General features: G+C 72.9%; 17 protein-coding genes and 1 pseudogene. 12 read left to right on the top strand and 6 right to left on the bottom strand.

The annotated features are described in order from the left end of the window. Positions 1-92: 92 nt before the first annotated feature. On the bottom strand, positions 93-398 hold the full coding sequence (locus WDV86_RS01805) for a hypothetical protein (RefSeq protein ID WP_339565873.1): 306 nt from the start codon (positions 396-398) through the stop codon (positions 93-95). A 301-nt stretch (positions 399-699) separates the two neighbouring features. Here WDV86_RS01805 and WDV86_RS01800 point away from each other — a divergent pair, with 301 nt between their 5' ends. The 3 genes from WDV86_RS01800 to WDV86_RS01790 all read left to right on the top strand — a co-directional run bounded on the left by WDV86_RS01800 (position 700) and on the right by WDV86_RS01790 (position 2,292). After that, entirely contained in the window at positions 700-1,107 is a 408-nt protein-coding gene (locus WDV86_RS01800) for a PadR family transcriptional regulator (protein WP_339565872.1), read from the top strand. A gap of 41 nt (positions 1,108-1,148) precedes the next feature. Further along, positions 1,149-1,751, top strand: a complete 603-nt coding sequence (locus WDV86_RS01795) for an HAAS signaling domain-containing protein (RefSeq protein WP_339565871.1) — start codon at positions 1,149-1,151, stop codon at positions 1,749-1,751. Between the two features lie 121 nt (positions 1,752-1,872). After that, positions 1,873-2,292: a DUF805 domain-containing protein gene (locus WDV86_RS01790; protein WP_339565870.1), complete on the top strand. Its 420-nt coding sequence runs from the start codon at positions 1,873-1,875 to the stop codon at positions 2,290-2,292. Positions 2,293-2,645: 353 nt separating this feature from the next. Here WDV86_RS01790 and WDV86_RS01785 read toward each other — a convergent pair. After that, a pseudogene (locus WDV86_RS01785) lies at positions 2,646-3,017 on the bottom strand (transposase); the annotation flags it as partial. A gap of 333 nt (positions 3,018-3,350) precedes the next feature. Here WDV86_RS01785 and WDV86_RS01780 point away from each other — a divergent pair. The 9 genes from WDV86_RS01780 (at position 3,351) to WDV86_RS01740 (ending at position 15,193) form a co-directional block, all read left to right on the top strand. Beyond that, the gene (locus WDV86_RS01780) at positions 3,351-5,366 is read left to right on the top strand and encodes a tetratricopeptide repeat protein (RefSeq protein ID WP_339565868.1); all 2,016 of its coding nucleotides are present in this window, start codon (positions 3,351-3,353) and stop codon (positions 5,364-5,366) included. A 640-nt stretch (positions 5,367-6,006) separates the two neighbouring features. Continuing rightward, positions 6,007-6,531 (top strand): PadR family transcriptional regulator, encoded by a 525-nt coding sequence (locus WDV86_RS01775; protein ID WP_339565867.1) that lies wholly within the window; start codon positions 6,007-6,009, stop codon positions 6,529-6,531. After that, on the top strand, positions 6,513-7,184 hold the full coding sequence (locus tag WDV86_RS01770) for an ABC transporter ATP-binding protein (RefSeq protein ID WP_445262882.1): 672 nt from the start codon (positions 6,513-6,515) through the stop codon (positions 7,182-7,184). The genes WDV86_RS01775 and WDV86_RS01770 overlap by 19 nt, the downstream gene beginning before the upstream one ends. A 40-nt stretch (positions 7,185-7,224) precedes the next feature. Then, positions 7,225-9,705 (top strand): hypothetical protein, encoded by a 2,481-nt coding sequence (locus tag WDV86_RS01765; protein ID WP_339565865.1) that lies wholly within the window; start codon positions 7,225-7,227, stop codon positions 9,703-9,705. Between the two features lie 345 nt (positions 9,706-10,050). Next, positions 10,051-11,226 (top strand): sensor histidine kinase, encoded by a 1,176-nt coding sequence (locus WDV86_RS01760; protein WP_339565864.1) that lies wholly within the window; start codon positions 10,051-10,053, stop codon positions 11,224-11,226. Further along, on the top strand, positions 11,226-11,828 hold the full coding sequence (locus WDV86_RS01755) for a response regulator transcription factor (RefSeq protein WP_339565863.1): 603 nt from the start codon (positions 11,226-11,228) through the stop codon (positions 11,826-11,828). The genes WDV86_RS01760 and WDV86_RS01755 overlap by 1 nt, the downstream gene beginning before the upstream one ends. Before the next feature lie 174 nt (positions 11,829-12,002). Next, positions 12,003-12,917 carry an ABC transporter ATP-binding protein gene (locus WDV86_RS01750; protein WP_339565862.1) on the top strand — a complete coding sequence of 305 codons (915 nt, stop codon included), beginning with the start codon at positions 12,003-12,005 and terminating at the stop codon, positions 12,915-12,917. Further along, positions 12,914-13,645, top strand: coding sequence for an ABC transporter permease (locus WDV86_RS01745; RefSeq protein ID WP_339565861.1), 732 nt, complete (start codon positions 12,914-12,916; stop codon positions 13,643-13,645). Before WDV86_RS01750 ends, WDV86_RS01745 begins: the two co-directional genes overlap by 4 nt. Positions 13,646-14,569: 924 nt before the next feature. Continuing rightward, a complete protein-coding gene (locus WDV86_RS01740) occupies positions 14,570-15,193 on the top strand; it encodes a nucleotidyltransferase domain-containing protein (protein ID WP_339565860.1) in 624 nt (207 codons plus the stop codon). Between the two features lie 93 nt (positions 15,194-15,286). On the opposite strand, the gene WDV86_RS01735 is transcribed toward WDV86_RS01740, so the two are convergent. The 4 genes from WDV86_RS01735 to WDV86_RS01720 form a co-directional block, all read right to left on the bottom strand. Then, entirely contained in the window at positions 15,287-15,697 is a 411-nt protein-coding gene (locus WDV86_RS01735; protein ID WP_339565859.1) for a hypothetical protein, read from the bottom strand. Positions 15,698-15,778: 81 nt separating this feature from the next. Then, entirely contained in the window at positions 15,779-16,009 is a 231-nt protein-coding gene (locus tag WDV86_RS01730; RefSeq protein ID WP_339565858.1) for a hypothetical protein, read from the bottom strand. A gap of 58 nt (positions 16,010-16,067) precedes the next feature. Further along, positions 16,068-16,445 (bottom strand): hypothetical protein, encoded by a 378-nt coding sequence (locus tag WDV86_RS01725; protein WP_339565857.1) that lies wholly within the window; start codon positions 16,443-16,445, stop codon positions 16,068-16,070. A gap of 161 nt (positions 16,446-16,606) precedes the next feature. Beyond that, a complete protein-coding gene (locus WDV86_RS01720; RefSeq protein WP_339565856.1) occupies positions 16,607-16,894 on the bottom strand; it encodes a helix-turn-helix transcriptional regulator in 288 nt (95 codons plus the stop codon). Positions 16,895-17,002: the final 108 nt, after the last annotated feature.

Below are 17,002 nucleotides of genomic sequence, written 5' to 3'. Positions count from 1 at the left end.
CGTCCGGCGTGCGCACGTGCAGCGCCGACTGCCGGCACGGCGCCGGTCTGAGGCCGAAGCGAGGAGGTGCCGCCCGGGCTCGACGAGCGGGCTCACCGGACTCCGCCCGCGCTGATCCGGGCGATGATGGCGTCGATGCGGTCTCGGGTGTCGCGGCGGTCCGTCATGGCGAAGGCGGGGCCGTCGTCGGTCGCGCCCCACGGCACCAGGACGTCGAAGTCGAGGTCTCGTGCCAGGGCCAGGCTGTCGAGGTAGTCCTGGCGCAGGCCCGGGTCCAGGGCGACGGCCTTCCACCACGAAGCACTGCGGTCCTGACGGCGGCGTCCGCCATCGCCGCGTACCAGCTCGCCCTGGGTGCCTGGCTCGCAGACCCCGAGCAGCGCGGACTCGGCGTCCACCTTCGCATGGCCGCCGACGAGCTGCGCGCAGCGGCGCGACGGTGGTGACGACCCGGGAATGGCGCCTGAGCTCTGTCGACCACCAGGGCCGCGGCGTCCCGGGGCCCCGGGCCAGAGCGAGTGATGGTGGCGTGCTCTCGCCCGTGGCGACCCGTCCTCGGAGCGTGAGGGCGATCTGCGCGCCGACGTGGAGGGTCGGTCCTGAAGGCGAGAGGAGTGATCTTTCGGTGTCACGTTCGGGTGGGCGCCCTTGGTGCCCGACAAGTTGACGAGAACGGACGACGGGGGTTCTATGTCGTGCATGGAACCCGGCGACGCCACGAAGGTGACGGCGCAGCTGCGGCGAGGAGTCCTGGAGCACTGTGTCCTGGCGTTGCTGCGGACCCGCGAGATGTACACCCTCGACCTCGTGCGCGAGCTGGCCCGCGTGAGCGGCCAGAGCGTCAGCGAGGGGACCTTGTACCCGATGCTGACCCGCCTTCGCCGCGACGGGAAGGTCACCACCACCTGGCACGAGTCCGCCAGCGGACCGCCCCGCAAGTACTTCGCCCTCACCGACCAGGGCCGAGGGGCGCTGGAGACCTTCGTCGTCGGCTGGCGCGACTTCACCACCGCCATCGACGCCTTGCTGGCAGCGCCTCCAGCAGATCCAGACCGAGCCGCGACCGCTGGGCCCGTCGTGGATGCAACCCCCCGCAAGGGGCCATGAGTCCTCGCCCACGCCCCCGGCCTCACCCCGAGGAGAACGCCATGCCCTCCAGCAGCACCGCCCGCCGCACCGCCGCCGACGACGCCGTCCAGAACTACCTCGACCGACTCGCCGCGGCGACGAGCACCCTGCCGCCTGCCGAGCGTTCCGAGCTGGTCCAGCAGATCACCGACCACCTCGCCGCCGCCCGCGCCGACGCCCGCGCCGACGGGCTCCCCGACGACGAGGCGCTCGTGCTGAACCTCGTCGAGGACCTCGGCACCCCCGAGCAGGTCGCCGCCGCCGCCGGCGCGGAGCTTGCACCGCACACGCCGCCCTCCGTCGGCCTGGAGATCGCGACCGTCTCGGTGCTCGCCTTCCAGTGGCTCGTCGTCCCCGGCCTCGGGTGGGTCGTCGGCATCGTCATGACGTTCTTCTCGACACGGTGGACCGTCGGGCAGAAGCTCCTCGCCGCGGCGCTGCCCCTGCCGGCCCTGCTCATCGCCCTCGCCAGCCTCGGGACTGCTCTCGCGGTCCCGGTCAGCGGACGCATCGACCTGGTCGTCCGTGTCCTGGTCGGGCTCGCGCTGGGCACTGCACTGACTTTCGTCCAGGCCCGCCACCTCGTGCGCGCCGCCCACCGCGATACCAGCCACCCCCACTGACCCCGGCGCCACCGGCGCCGACAGGCCGCGACCGCACGTGGGCGTCTGGTCGCCTGTCGGCCCGCAGTGCAGCAGAACTCCTCGTGCGGACACGAGTAGGTAGACGAGCGAGAGGAAACCCGTGTCACCGATCCAGGCTGTCAGCAGCGTCTTCCGCCACTACGCCGCATTCTCCGGGAGGGCCCGCCGGTCGGAGTACTGGTGGTTCTGGCTCTTCCGCGGAGTCGTGCTCGTGCTGGCTGCGGCCGCGGACGCGATGGTCTTCGACACCTCCTGGGACCTGCGTCCGGAGGTGAACTTCACCGCGGCCACCGCGGACGAGGCGTTCTACATCACCGGTGTGGTCACCCTCGCGCTCCTCCTGCCGACCATCGCGGTCGAGGTCCGACGACTGCACGACACCGACCGGACCGGGTGGTGGTGGCTGCTGAACCTGGTGCCCTTCGGCACCGTGGTGCTGTGGCTCTTCTTCTACACGCGCGATTCTCGTGAGCCCAACCGCTTCGGACCGCCGACGAAGGTGGCCGCCCAGACGCGCTGAGCCTTCCGCGCAGGGCCGTACGGCGATCGCCAGCGGGACGCTGACCGGCCAGCGATCGCCTGTTGGTCACCCCCACCGAACCATCTCACCCCCCAGCGCGAGTCACGCGCGCTCGAATCTCTGGGCTGATGTCGACGTCGTGCGGCAGCGCCGCGAGGTCGTGCGCGTCGATCGTCACGCCCCGGGCGCGAGCGTTCGCGGCCAGCTGGTCCCAATGCCGCGCGTCCTCCTGCTCGTAGAAGACGCCGTAGGGAGGCTCATCGGGCGCGACTGCGGTCCGGGCGGTGGACCGAGCCCCGCTGGGTGGTGTAGGTGCGCGTGCTGCTCTGCGGGTTGAACTGTGCCGTCTTCGCGGCGGTCAGGAGCTGGTCGAGGTCGGTGTGTCCGTCGCCAGCCGGGGAGGCCTCCATCACCACCGCGTGCGGCGCGACGTCGATCCGCCGCCGCGGCGCGAGCAGCGAGCCGAAGTTCGACCCGGTACGGGTCTTGGGGATCTTGACCGTGACGTCTCCGGCAGTCGTGGACAACGTCTTGTCGCGCGAGCCGTTGCGCTGGGGGGTGCGGCCCGGGGTGCGCTCGTGGCGGGCCGCGCCGATCACCGAGGTCGCCTCGGCCTCGATCAGGGCCTGCAGCATCGCCGCGAGCACCGTGCGGACCATGTCGCCGGCGTCGGCGGCCTTCAGGGCCTCGGTCAGCTCGAACAGGGCAGACTGGTTCAGGGTCATCGCGTGAGTCCTTCTTCTGCGGGTTCCTTGGCGGGTACTCGCAGAGCCTCACGCGATGGCCCCTCAACGACCGGGACCGACACCACCCCGGCTACGGGACGGACCTACACCACGCGGCGCCTGTAGGAACTCGCTGAAGCTGTCGTAGGCGCACCCGGCTGACCTGCGACGTCTCACCGCCGTGTCGGCGCTCTCGTCTCACCATCTTGTCGCAGTCCTCAGCTGAGGACGCCGGATGACCGCGGGGAAGGAGACCGACTGCCGGCCTCCATCGGGGGCGTCCCGCATGGCGGCCGGACGCGGACCAAGGCTCGCCTGCCAGGCTGCTGTCGCATGGCCACCGCTGATGTCGAGGACTGGGAGTCGCGCGTTCGACGGGTGTGGGCCTCCGCGGCCACCCAGCCGGACTCGGAGGTGTTGCAGGCCGTCGAAGCTCTCGCCACCGAGCGGCCACCGCGGGACCCTGCGGCCCTGTTCGAGCGGGCGTCCGCCCACGACTACGCCGGCCAGGAGGCGTACGCCGAGGGCCTGTACCGCCAGGCCCTCGGCGCTGGGCTGACCGGAGACCGCCGCGCTCAGGCGGTGATCCAGCTGGCCAGCACCCTGCGGTTGCTCGGCCGGCCCGGCGAGGCCGTCGACCTCCTCGAGCACGAGCCGCCCCCGAGCGGCCCTGATGACCTGGGCGGCGCCCGGGCCGCGTTCCTGGCCCTCGCCCTGGCTGATGCCGGCCAGGGACGCCGCGCCCTGGAGACGGCGCTGACGGCCCTGGCCGAGCACCTGCCCCGCTACCAGCGCGCGGTGCGGCACTACGCCCATGACCCACACCCCGGCGTCGAAGAGGACGCCGCGGATGCCGCCGGCGCCGTCTCGGTGCGCGGGTACGAGCCAGCGGACGCCGCCGCGACACGTGAGGTCTTCACCGCAGCCGTCCGCCGCACCGCACTGAGCCACTACACCGAGGGCCAGGTGCAGGCGTGGGCACCCGATCACGTCGACCTCGACCGCTGGGCCCAGCGTCGATCCCTGGCGTGGACCGTCGTCGCGGTCGAGGGCGGGCGCGTCGTCGGCTTCGCCGACCTCACCAGCGCCGGCGAGATGGACATGCTCTTCGTCCACCCCGACGCCGCCCGCCGCGGCGTCGCCACCGCCCTCGTCACGGCCGTCACCGCTGAGGCCGCCCGCCGCGGGCTCCGGCGGGTCGACGTCCGCGCCAGCCGGGTGCTGCAGCCGCTGCTCGAGCGCCTCGGCTTCACCCTGGACGCCGACCGGCCCGACAACCGCGTCCGCGGCCAGGTGGTCCCGAACGCGGCCATGCACCTGGACCTGCCCGCGCCGCCCGAGAGCCACGCCGCCGACCTCGACGACGGCGGCGACGTCCGCCAGACCGAGTGGAACCCGTTGGTCCCCGAGCTGCTCGTGCACGACCTGGCAGCCAGCCAGCGCTTCTACGTCGACGTCATCGGCTTCGGCGTCCGCTACGAGCGCCCCGACCCTCCGTTCGCATACCTCGACCTCGCCGGCGCCAAGCTGATGCTCGAGCAGGACCACGACCGGGCCTGGCACACCGGCGACCTCACCGGCCCCCCGCGGCCGCGGGATCAACCTCCAGGTCGAGGTCCCCGACCTCGTCGCCGTCCACGACGCCCTTACGGCGGCAGAGGTGCCGCTGTACCGGGCGCCCACGTCCACGAGCTACGACGTCGGCGAAGGGCGCACCGAGACCCAGCGCGAGCTCCTCGTGCAGGACCCCGACGGGTACCTGCTGCGATGCGTGCAGGTCCTGGACTCGCCCACGTCGGTCGCCGACCAGGGCACCCGCACCGCACAGGCGAGCCGGTGATCATCCGCCCCCGCCACCGGGGCGACCTCCCGGGCTGCGTCGCAGCGCTGCGCCGGGTGCACGAGACCGACGGCTACCCGACGTGGTGGCCGCCAGACCCTGCCGCCTGGCTCACCCCACCCGGCTGGGCCGCCGCCTGGGTCGCCGTCGACGACGACGAGCAGGCGCTGGGCCACGTCTGCGTCGTCCGCTGCCTCGACGACCCCGTCCTGACCGCCGCGACCGGGGCGCCTGCCGGACGGCTGGTCACCATCTCCCGGCTCTTCAGCGCACCCGCCGTCCGCGGCCGAGGCCTCTCCGTCGGCACCCAGCTCCTCGCCGCCGCCCAAGAGTGGGTCGACCAGCAGGAGCTGCAGCTGATCCTCGACGTCGTCGACGACGGCGCTCCCGCCGTCCAGCTCTACGAACGCCTCGGGTGGCAGCTCGTCGACGTCCGCGACGCCGACTGGACCACCCCGCAGGGCCATCGCCACCGCGTGCGCTTCTACCGGGCACCCCAGACCACGTAGTCAGAGGCGGCGCCCGTCTACGCGCTTCATCGTCGCCCTCCGCCTCGACCCTCACGGCCGCGCCAGCGCCGGTGGATCCGACAGACGGATGAGACTCCGACACGAGCCCCACAGACGGATGAGACTCCGACACGTTGAGTGAGAACCGACACCACGGCTGTAGGAACTTGCTGAAGTTGTCGCAGGCGCCTTGGGCTGACCTGCGACGTCTCACGGCTGTGCCAGCGCCGGCGTCTCACGATCGTGTCGCCATCCTCGGCCGGCCCCCGCCCCGAGCTCGAGGCGAGGCGTCCGTCGCAGCGGGGGAGAGGGCAGCACCGCTGTCGTCAGCGTCGGCGGCGTCCCACATGAGGCACCTGGGCGGCATTCCCATCCGGACAGGTCTGCTGGCGACGTCGCCGCGGGGCCGCGCCTGGCCACCCTTGTGACCTGCACCGTCGCCGGTTGGGGGTGGCTTTCTGGGACTGGCCTGGTCGCCCTCGCTTCACGCCCGTCTTCCTGGGCGCCTCCCTCATTAATTCAGGGCCAGATGCGTAGTCGAACGCGTCTACGCGCGCAGCGGCATGACTGCCCCTGTCAGCGGTTGGCGACCGCGGAGTGCACTCAGTACAAGTACGCGGTGTACACAGGTGGGGTGTCCATGGCTGAGGTGCATCTGGCGCTGGTGCTGCCAGTACCCCGGCACGGCTACGAGGTAAAGAGGGAGCACGACGCGTGGTTCCCCAAGGCGCGGCCCCTGGCGTTCGGCCAGGTGTACGCGACGCTCGGTCGGCTGGTGCGTGATGGCCTGGCCGAGGTCGTCGAAGCGCCGGGCGCGAGCGGGCGCAAGCGGACGGTCTACGCCGTCACCGATGCCGGGCGCGTGCGGCTGGACGCTTGGTTGGCCGAACCGGCGCCGCCGGCGGGATCCGGCGGCGAGGAGATGGTCCGCAAGGTCGTCGTCGCGCTGCGAGCCCGGGTGGACGCCCGGGATCTCCTGCTGGCCCAGCGGGCGTCGCACCTGCGCCAGATGGCGGCCCTGCAGGCGCCAGTGGCCGGCGACGGCGTTGCGCCACGCATGGCGCGGCGGCACGCCGCCCTGCACCTGGACGCCGACCTGCGCTGGCTCGAGGAGACCATCGAGGCACTGCCGACCGAGACCGACCTATGGGAGGAACGCTCGTGACGTTGAGGTGTGAGCAGCTGGTGGCCTCGGTCGGGTCGGGTGCTTCCCGGAGTCGGCCGTTGCGGGGGGTGTCCTTCGAGGTTGGGGCCGGGGAGTCGGTCGCGCTAATGGGGCCGAGCGGCAGCGGGAAGACCACGGTGCTGCGGGTGGTGGTCGGCGAGGTGGCGCTGGAGTCGGGGACCGTGGACGTCGACGGCCTCGACCCGGTCGCTGCCCGGGAGCGGGGGTGGGTCGGGTTCGTGCCGCAGGACTACCGGCTGGTGCCGTTCCTGTCGGCGGCGGAAAACGTGTCCTTCGCCCTGGAGGTCCAGGGCGCCCGCGGTGCCGACGCCCGCGCCACCGCGAGGGAGTGCCTGGAGGCGGTGGAGCTGGGGGACCTGGCCGGGCGACGACCGGGAGAGCTGTCCGGGGGGCAGCAGCAGCGGGTGGCGATCGCGCGGGCGCTGTCGTTGCGTCCGCGGGTGGTGCTGGCGGACGAGCCGAGCGCGGCACTGGACCCGGCGACGGCGGCCCGATCGCTGGGAGTGCTCGTGGAAGCGGTGCGGGCCAGTGGCGCGGCGCTGGTGATGGCCACCCACGACCCGCTGGTCGCGCAGATGGCCGACGCCCGTCTGGACCTGCGTGAGGGGAGGGCCTTCCGTGACGCGGCCTGAGCACCGCCGGCCGGGGCACCTGCAATCGGAGCGGGCCCGGGTGCGGGGATCGTTGCGTCGCCGGCTGGTGCGCCGGCTGCTCGCCGGAGAGCGGCGGCTGGTGGCGTGGGTGCTTCTGGCGGTGCTGGTGCCGGTGGCGGCGGTCACGGTGCTGGACGGGCTGCGGACCTCTACGGCCTCGGCGGTGCAGCAGACCCAGCTGTCGTTGAACGCCGGCTACCCGTACGCCCTCGAGGCCTCCACTGAGCAGGCCGCGCAGGCGCTCGACGACGCGGGGCTGCCTCAGCTGGAGGCCGCGGGGGTGACGTACGCCTCCGAGCAGGGCCGCCTGGACGCGGTCTTCTTCGACGCCAGCACCCAGGAGGTCGCCGACGCCTACGGCGTCCGCACAGATCCGGCCACCCAGGACCCGGCCACACGGGACACGGGCACCCAGGACCCGGCCACGCAGGACCAGGGCAGCACCGGCAGTCCGCCGACGGTGGCGCCTGCGGATGACGGACGAGTCGCCATGTCCCGGGCGCTGGCCACGGCGCTGGACGTGGGAGTCGGTGACGGGGTGCGAGTGAGCGCCGCCGGGGCGCAGCCGGTGGCGACCACGGTCGAAGACGTCTACGCCGTTCCCGCGGCGCCGCAGACGCTCTCGGCCGTCGGCGCGCAGGTGCTCCCCTCCGGGGCGGGGACGCCGCGGTGGCTGGCCGACGACGAGTGGTTCGACGGCCCGGACGGCTTGATGACGCTGGACCAAGGTACCTTCGACGGGCTGGTCATCAACGGCGTGCAGGGCGCAGCCGAGACAGCCCAGGAGGCGCTCGACGCCGACCAGCTCGTACCGCTGCAGGCCGCGGTGCCGGTGGCCATCCCGATCGTACTGACGATCTGGACCGCGCTGGCCGCCGGGACCGTCACCCGCTGGCGGCACACCGTCCTGGGCCTGCAGGGCCTCGGGCTCGGAGGGCCGGACCGGCGCCGGGTGCTGCGCGGCGCCCTGGGCGTGCCCGTGCTCGCTGGAGTAGCCGGCGGGGCTCTGGTCGGCAACCTCGTCATCTTCACCGGCTACCGGGTCCTGGGCCGGGTCGTGGACCACGCCTGGGTCGCCGGCGCGGCCTCCGCGCTACGGCTGTCGATCTTCTACGCCGCCGTGGTGGTCGGGGCGCTGCTGGCGACCCGCGTGGTCGTGCGTCAGCTCACCGAACCCGCCAAGACGCCGTCCACCCACCGCCGCGGCCGCACGTGGAGGTGGGCGCCCTACCCGGTCGCCGCCGGCGGTGTGCTCGTGCTGGCTGCCGCCGCCCACCGCAACAGCAACCAGTTCTTCGGGGAGGTCGCCGTCGGCACCGGCCTGCTCGTCCTAGCTCTTCCGCCGATCGTCGTCCCGGCTCTGTGGCGACTGGCCCACCGCGCCCCGGCCACCCGGGCGGTGATGACCCACTACGGGCGCGCCGTCGTCGTGCTCGGCGCCGCGGCCGCTCTCACTGCCGCCTCCGCGGGCTTCGTCGCCGCCATTTTCCACGACGAGCTCGTCTCCGCCCGGGCCAGCTACTACCCCTCCCAGCCCATCGGCAGCGTGCTCGTCGACGACGTCACCCCCCAGGCCGCCGAGATCGCCACGGCGCAGTGGCGTGCCCTCGGCGGCACCGGCACACCCCGGACCCTGCCCAGCCCCGACGACAGCGGTACCCAGCTGTGGGTGACCACCCCCGCCGACGGGACCTGCCTGTCCCCGCTGACCGGGCAGAACCTGCGCGACGGCGCCGTCCGCAGCTGCCTGAACAGCACGTCCCTCCCCGAGACCAGGGTCTACCCCCAGGACGCAGTCCCCGCCCCCGACGAGAACACCGTCGAGTTCGGCGACGCGGAGGTCACCGCCGCCCCGTACCTCATCGCCGACGGCCAAGTCGCCCTCGTCGAGCTCACCGCCGACCAGGACCTCGCGTCCGTGCGCACCGTGGACGCCGCCCCCGACCCCGACCTCGGCAACAACCTGCCCGGCGCGGTCCTGGCCCCAAGCTCACCCAGCGCCTCCCTCGCAGCGACCACCGGCCGCCAGATCCTCGTGCTGCCCGGCATCACGCAGATGACCTCCCAGGCGCAGGCCCAGATCGGGCCCACCCTGACCGCCCTGGTTCCGGCCGCGCAGGTCACGACCGAGCTCGGCTTTAACGACCTCGGCGCTGGCCTGGTCATCACCCTGACCGCCCTGATCGGCTCCCTCGTCGTCGTCACCCTCGTCCTGCTCGCCGGCCTGGTCACCGCCTCCACCGCCGAGGACACCCGCCGCGCCTTGGCCACCGAGCTCGGCGCACCACGACGCACCCGCGTCCTGCTCGCCGCCGGCACCACCGCCGCCCTGCCCGTCGCCATGGCCGCCGCCATCACCGTCGTCGCCGCCGGCGCCGCCCTCGTCTGGGCACCTCTGCGTGGCGGCGCAGACCTCGGCTACGCCTGGGCTCTGCCCGCTCTCCTGGGAGCCCTCACCTGGCTCGGCACCGTCCGGGCCTTCGCCACCCATCCCCGATGACCACGACTGCAGCGCCATCCGCCGAGACGACAGGTCGAGACGATTCCAGTTGAGGATCCTCAGTGAGACAAGATCACGACCGGGAGCCCGGGCCGCGCCTCGAGCCGCGCGGTGCTCCAGCAGGCGGTGGCGGTCTCAGGGGGTCGTCAGCGGGACGCTGACCGGCTAGCGATCGCCGGCCGGTCAGCGATGGTCACGCGGAGCGTGCCGGTCGCCGATCGACACCGGGGCGGCCCGTCGGCCTTGCCGGGTCCTTGTCCAGCGGTGGCGGTCTGGCAGTCGGCGCGGGGGTTGACGTTGCCGCGGGCTGGAGGGCCAGCGGCCTGCGTCGGCTACTTTCCAGTGGTGGTCGGCTGGTGGCGGGGCGGATCGCGGCGGTCGAAGACGGGGGCTGGTGTGCTGGATCGGCCGACGCGGCCGGTCGCCGTCATCGAGCTGGTGTGGCTCGGGTGGTTCACGGTGCCGCTCGAGAGCTTGGCGGCCAGCGGGCGTGGGCCCGGGGTCGTCGTCGCGGGGTTCCTTCTGGTGGCCGTCTTCGCCGTCGGGTACGTGCTCGCGGTGCTGCGTCCTCCGGCCGGGTGGGCCGGTAGCGCCTTGGTAGTCGCCCTTAGCGTGATGGCTGCGGTGGGCGTAGGCGCCTTCGGGGAGCTGTGGGTGGGGCACTTCGTGTTCGTGGCGGTGGCGGCGGCTGTCCTGGTCGTCCGCTTCGACGTCGCTCGTGGGGTTGTCCTGGCCGTCGCCGTGTTGACGGGTCTCCTGGTGGCGCTGACTGGTCAGTCGCTGCCGATGGCGGGCGGGCTCGCCTTCGTGACCGCTGCTGTGGGGATCTCGGTGGTCGGTGCCAGGCGCTCGTCCTGGTTGATGGAGGAGCTGCGGCAGGCGCGGCAGTCATTGGCGGCCGCGGCGGTCGATGAGGAGCGGTTGCGTTTCGCCCGGGATTTGCACGACATGCTCGGTGGCGGGTTGACGCTGGTGTCGTTGAAGGCGGCGACGGCGCGCCGACAGCTCCAGCGCGACCCGGCCGCTGCTGAGGCGGAGCTGGTGCAGCTGGAGGAGATCAGCGGGCGGGTGCTGGAGGAGTGCCGCGCCAGCGCGGCCGGGTACCGGCGTGTGGACCTCGCGGACGAGCTGGCGATCGTCAGGGCGCTGCTGCCTTCCAGCGGTCTGGCGGTCGACGTCGCGGACGAGGTGGCCCGCCGGGTGGAGTCGTTGCCGGCGGCGCAGTCGGAGCTGTTGGGCCGGGTGCTGCGTGAGGCGGTCGTCAACGTGGTCCGGCACGGGCAGGCCACGACCTGCTCGGTCAGCCTGGTCGAGACCCCGGCAGGGGCGGTGGTGATGACCGTCGATGACGACGGTGTGGGGCCCGGCGCGCGCGTGCGCGAGGGCGCGCAGGGACTGAGCGGCCTGCGGGAACGGGCGCGGGCCCTGGGTGGGGACGTGGTGGTCGGGCCCGCACCGGGGGGTGGGTTCCGGCTGCGGTGCCGACTGGCGCTGGCCGAGCCGTCCGTGGGAGCGCGCTGATGCGGGTGCTGGTCGCAGACGACCACGCCATGGTCCGTGGCGCACTCGTGGCGCTGCTGGAGCTCGAGGACGACATCACCGTCGTCGGCCAGGTGGGGACCGGGACCGAGGTACTGGCCGCGGCGCGGTCGCTGGGAGCTGACGTGGTCGTCCTGGACCATGACATGCCCGGACGCGATGGCATCGAGGTCACCGCTCAGCTGGCCGAGGAGCTGCCGGGCTGCCGCGTGGTGGTCCTGACGGGGTTCGAGCGACCCGGGCTCCTGCGGCGGGCGATGTCGGCCGGCGCCCGAGGGTTCCTGGTGAAGTCGGCGCACGCGGCCGGGCTGGCCCCGGCGCTGCGGCGGGTCATGGCCGGGGAGCTCGTGGTCGACGAACGCCTGGCGGCCCAAGCCCTCAGCGGCGGGGCCTGCCCGCTGACCGACCGCCAGCTCGACGTGCTGCGCGCCGGCGCGCACGGCCAGCCCCTCAGCGAGGTCGCCGCGGCCCTGCACCTGGCGCCCGGGACGGTGAAGAACTACGTCTCCGCGGTCCTGACCGTGCTGGGGGTCCGCAACCGCGCCGAGGCCGTGGCCATGGCCGTGGACCGCGGGTGGCTGTGAGCCGACGCCGCGGCGACGTAGGAAGCCGGTAACCGCACCTGACCGAAGTCACGCCCGATCGGTGACCGACCGGCCTGACGGGCACCACTACCGGGCCGCTTCAGTGGCAGGCAGTGCACAGGCGCGGGCGCAGCAGTCTCCGCGTGCCGATGCGAGCAGGGAGGTGTGTCACCGGTGCGGATCGGATCGAGGACGCGAACGACGACGCTGTGCCGGCTGGAGGGGGTCGTCAAGACCTACGGGTCCCGCAACGTCCTGGACGGCATGGACCTGGCGGTGCACGGGGGAGAGGTCGTGGTCCTGCTCGGCCGCAACGGCGCCGGGAAGACGACCTGCATCGACATCGCCCTCGGGCTGCGGCAGGCCGACGCGGGCCACGCCAGCCTGCTGGGCACCTCGCCCCGCTCGACCAGCGTCCGTCGACGTGTGGGCGCGGTCGCCCAAGAGGCGGACTTCCCCGCCCGGCTGAACCCGACCGAGGTCCTCGAGCTGGTCAGCGCGCACTACCCCCGCCCCTTGGAGGTGGTCTCGCTGCTGGAGCGCTTCGGCCTCCACGACGTCGCCCGCAGGGCCTGCGGGCGGCTCTCCGGGGGCCAGAAGCGACGCCTGGCCACGGCCTGCGCCGTCGTCGGCGACCCCGAGCTCGCCGTCCTCGACGAGCCCGGAGCGGCCCTGGACGTCGAAGGACGCCAGTCCCTGTGGGACACCGTCCGGCTCGTCGCCGACGGCGACCGGGGCGTGCTGCTGACCACCCACGACATGGAGGAGGCCGAAGAGCTCGCCGACCGCATCGTGGTGATCCACCACGGCGCCGCCGTCGCTCAGGGCAGCGCCCGCCAGCTGCGTCAGGCCAGCCTCTCCCGACGGGTGGTGCTGCACCCCCCGCCCGACGGGCCCCTACCCGAGCTGCCCGAGGTGCCCGCAGGGCGGGTGGTCAGCCGCACCCAGGACCGCATCGTCGTGCTGACCCCCGACGTCGACCGGATCCGGCAGGTGGCCCAGGACACGGGCATCAGCGGCCGCCAGATCGAGGTCACGACGCCGAGCCTGCGCGAGACCTTCGTCGAGCTGACCGGAGAGACCTCATGAGACTGCTCGCCGCCCACTCCAAGGTCGAGGTGCTCGGACACCTGCGGGAGCCGCTGTTCGTCGTACCCGTGCTCATCTTCCCGCTCCTGTTCGTCTTGTCCTACGGGATCAGCCTGGGCACCAGCGCGCCCGCCGCGAACGACGTACTGCTCAACGCGGCGTGCTTCGGGGCGCTGGGCGTGGCCCTGCTGGTCTTCGGCGCAGGCACCGCGACCGAGCGCGGCACCCCTTGGGAGCGCACGCTGCGCACCCTCGCGGTCACGGTGCGCACCCGCGTCCTGGCGAAGCTGGTCTCCGCCTCGCTGGTCCTGCTCGCCAGCCTCGTGGTGGTCACCACGGTTGGGTTCCTGGCCACCGCAGCAGCGTTTACCCCGGCCTCCCTCGCGGCATGGGTGGCCGCCGCCCTGGTCGGGGCCGTGCCCCTCGTGGTCCTCGGCCTGGCGATCGGGTACTGGAGCGGGCCACGAGCGGCCGTCCCCGCCGTCCTCGTGCTCTTCTCCGCGCTGACCTTTACCAGCGGCATGGCCGGCCCCGTCGACGAGCTCCCAGGAGCCATGTCCACGCTCGCGCCCTACCTCCCCGCGACCTCCTACGTCGACGTCGTCAAAGCAGCCGCCCAGCTGTCCTTCCCACTACTGCCATGGGTCACCCTCGCGGGCTTCACCGCCCTCTTCGGCGCCGTCGCCGCCGCCGGCTACCGACGCACCGAACACCACGGCTTCGGCTAACCGCACCCTCGAGCGACGACTCCCGCAGCGTTCCCGGATGAGGATCGACAGCGGGACGGCCGAGCGGCTCCACCGTCAGCGCCCGCGAGCGGCGACATCTGCGGCGGGCGGCGACGGCTACGGGCCCCGCCCCCGAGGCACCCACCCCGTACAGCAGTCTCGTGTGCCTGCTGCGCCGCTGTGGCCACGAACCTGAGAACGCGGACACGGCGTGGACACGAACCTGAGAAATGGACAGGTCGGCCGCGTCCCTACAGCGGCTGTAGGAACTCGCTGAAGCTGTCGTAGGCGCCGTCGGCTGACCTGCGACGTCTCACGGCTGTGTCACCGCCGGCGTCTCAGGATCTTGTCGCGATCCTCAGCCGGTCCCCACCCCGCCCTCAAGGCGAGGCGTCCGTCGCGGCGGGGGAGAGGCCAGCACCGCTGGCGGCGGCGTTGGGGGCGTCCCGCATGACGCGCCTGCGCGGGATTTCCATCCGGACGGGTCTGCTGGCGATGTCACCGCGAGGCCGCGTCTCGCGGCCGCTGTGACCTGCACCGTCGCCGGTTGGGGGTCGTCCAGCGGTACAGCCGTGTAGGCGTTCGCCGGACACTAAGCCCTTCTCACGGTCGACCCCCGGAGAACGGCTCACTGACCTGCCCCGCCGGAGAGCTCCAGATGCGCGTCGACCACCACGGGACGGGCATTCCGCTCGCCTTTCGACTGTGCAGACGCGCCGCTAAATCACACGCGCCCGTCAGGGAGCTGTGGGATCCGCCGCCAGGTGTCGTCGTACGGATTTCGTGTCACCGCCGTGTCGTCGTTCGACTTTCGTGTCGCAGCCACGGACCCGACGACGATCGCCAGGGGGTGGCGCGGCGGCGGTGACCCGGCCGTACCTACGAGCCAGGTCGGGGTGGGCGGGCGGTCTCTACGCTCGCGTGGTGCTCGAGCACGACGAGGTCGTCCGGCTCTACGGGCCTTGGCGCCGGCGCACCCCGCAGCAGGCGAAGCAGCTGCTCGCCGGTTACCCGGGGCGGTGGTGGGTCGCCGGCGGGTGGGCGATCGAGGCCTTCACCGCCCGCCCGCGCCTGCACGCCGACCTCGATCTGGCCATCCCCCGCACCGACGTGGCTCTGCTGGTCGACCACCTCGCCGGGCGCCTCGACGTGTGGGCTGCCGACCACGGCGCCCTGCGTCCCCTGACAGCACCCGCGCCGTCTGCGCCGACTGTGCCGGCCACCTGCACCAACCTGTGGCTGCGCGCCGGCGGCGCCAGCCCGTGGGAGTACGACGTGCTGCTCAGCGACGTCGACGACCAAGGCCGCACCTACCGGCCCGCACCCGGCGTGGCCCTGCCCCTCGAGCAGGCGCTGTGGACCTGCGACGGCGTGACCTACCTCGCCCCGCAGGTCCAACTTCTGCACAAGGCCCACGCGACGCGCACCAAGGACGACGAGGACCTCCAGGCGTGCCTGCCGCTGCTGACCCCCAGCGCCCGCATCTGGCTGCGCTCGAGCCTGGACGTCGTCCACCCGGACCACCGCTGGCGCAGGCACCTGACCTGAGGCCGCTGTCAGCAGCCGTCCGCCAGGACTCCCGCCCGCTCGAAGAAGCACCATCGCCGGTCTCACAAGGGATCGTTGTCCCGCTCAGGATTGCTACTGGGCGGTGTCGCGGCGTGCAGCACGCCACAACACTGGAGCCGCTGCGACGGCGGTGATGGCCAAGGCAGTGAGGAGAGCTTGGCCGATTCGTCCGGGCGTCACGCCCAGGGAGTCGTCGTAGGCGTAGTTGGCGACAGCGTTTGCGGCGGCGTCGGTCACGAAGATGAGCACGGCCAGTGCGACGCCAGCCCGTCGACGTCGGGCGAGAAGTGCGGCCGCCAACGGGTCCAGGAGGGTGAGTGAGATGAAGTAGGCGCTCAGCCACCCCGGCAGGTGCGGGTGGGGGTCCCCGCCGCTCAGCAGCAGCTGGACAAGGTGCACGAGCGCGCCGTAGGCCAGCAGCGCGACGAAGGTCAGCGCCAGGGCGCCCAGCCATGCTGGCTGTCCGCGCCAAGGGCTGAGCACCCGCTCAGCGTGTCAGTCGCGGTCGCTGCCCGACACAGCGGCGCGGCTGGCTTGGGTGACGCCGCGACGAGCGCGCGAGGCTCACACAGCGCGTCGCCGCTGGGGGCCGGCGGTGGCCGCTGTCAGTGCTGCCCGGAGGGACCGTTTGGGGTCCCGCCGCTGTCGCATGAGCACCAGCACGGAGCCCGTAGCAGCTGCCACCGTGACCGCCGCCAGCACGACCTTCGCGCCGGTGCTGTCCACGGCCGCGATCACGAAGACCAGCACGATCGCCACGGCTGCATAGACGTAGGGGTTGCCTCGGTCCAGCATCCGGCGACCCTACGAGCCCCCCCGGGCTGCAGCCGGTTGAGCGCACCCCGCTCGGTCGTCACTCGTCGCGGTCGTCGAGGGGTGGGCGCCAGGTCCACGTCAGCACCGCTGTCGGCAGTGCAGCAGCGGCCAGCAGGGTCGCCAGTGCCAGGTGCACCGTCCCGTCGTCCTGGAAGAGGGCCGTGCCGGTGAGTCGGTCGACCAGGCCGTCGGTGAGCGCCAGCACCCACAGCGCGCCCAGCAGGACCAGCACCCAGGCGAAGGCCCGGCGGTAGGCGCCGTCTCGCTGGCTGGTCTCGCGCTCGTCGAGCAGTCCGTCCGGTGCGGTGGCGAGCTGCTGGGTCACCTTGGGCAGCACGATGGCGCCCGCGAGGCTGAGGCCGGCGGCGACCACGAGGAAGAGGTAGCCCCACCGCTCAGCGACTGCGGCGAGCACGCCCAAGCTGAAAACGGCCGCCGGGGTCAACGCCACCGCCCGGCGCCGCCCTTGGCTGGCCAGCCATCCCGGCAACGGGCGTTGGCGCTGCTCCTGCAGGCGATCTTGCGCGGCCGCACGCAGCTCGCCGGCACTCCGGGCGGGACTCGGGCGGGAGCGGCTCATGCTGGCCCTCCTGTCGTCGTGGGCGGGTAGAGCTGGGCGGACATGGGCGCGAAGGGCGTCAGGGAGAACACGGCCTCGACCGGCAGGTCGAAGTACCCGGCGATCCGCAGGGCCAGCTCGACTGAGGGTCCGTAGTCGCCCCGCTCGAGGAAGCCGACTGTCTGGGGATTGACCCCGACGGCCTCAGCGACCTCACGTCGGGTCAGTCCTCGTTCGACGCGCAGGACGGCCAGCCGGTTGTGCAGCCCACCGACAGTGCCGCCGGGCGGCCTGTTGCTCGACACGCGCGCAGCGTTGCGCACTCGCAACAGGAAGCGCAACCCCCCCGGCGTCGGAGCCGTCATCGTCCACCGTCCCAGCAGCCGACCCCTAATCGGCGACGGTGCAGGTCA

The organism is Pseudokineococcus sp. 1T1Z-3 (genome assembly GCF_037482365.1).
GTDB lineage: Bacteria > Actinomycetota > Actinomycetes > Actinomycetales > Quadrisphaeraceae > Pseudokineococcus.
This window is presented reverse-complemented; position numbering and strand designations above follow the sequence as displayed.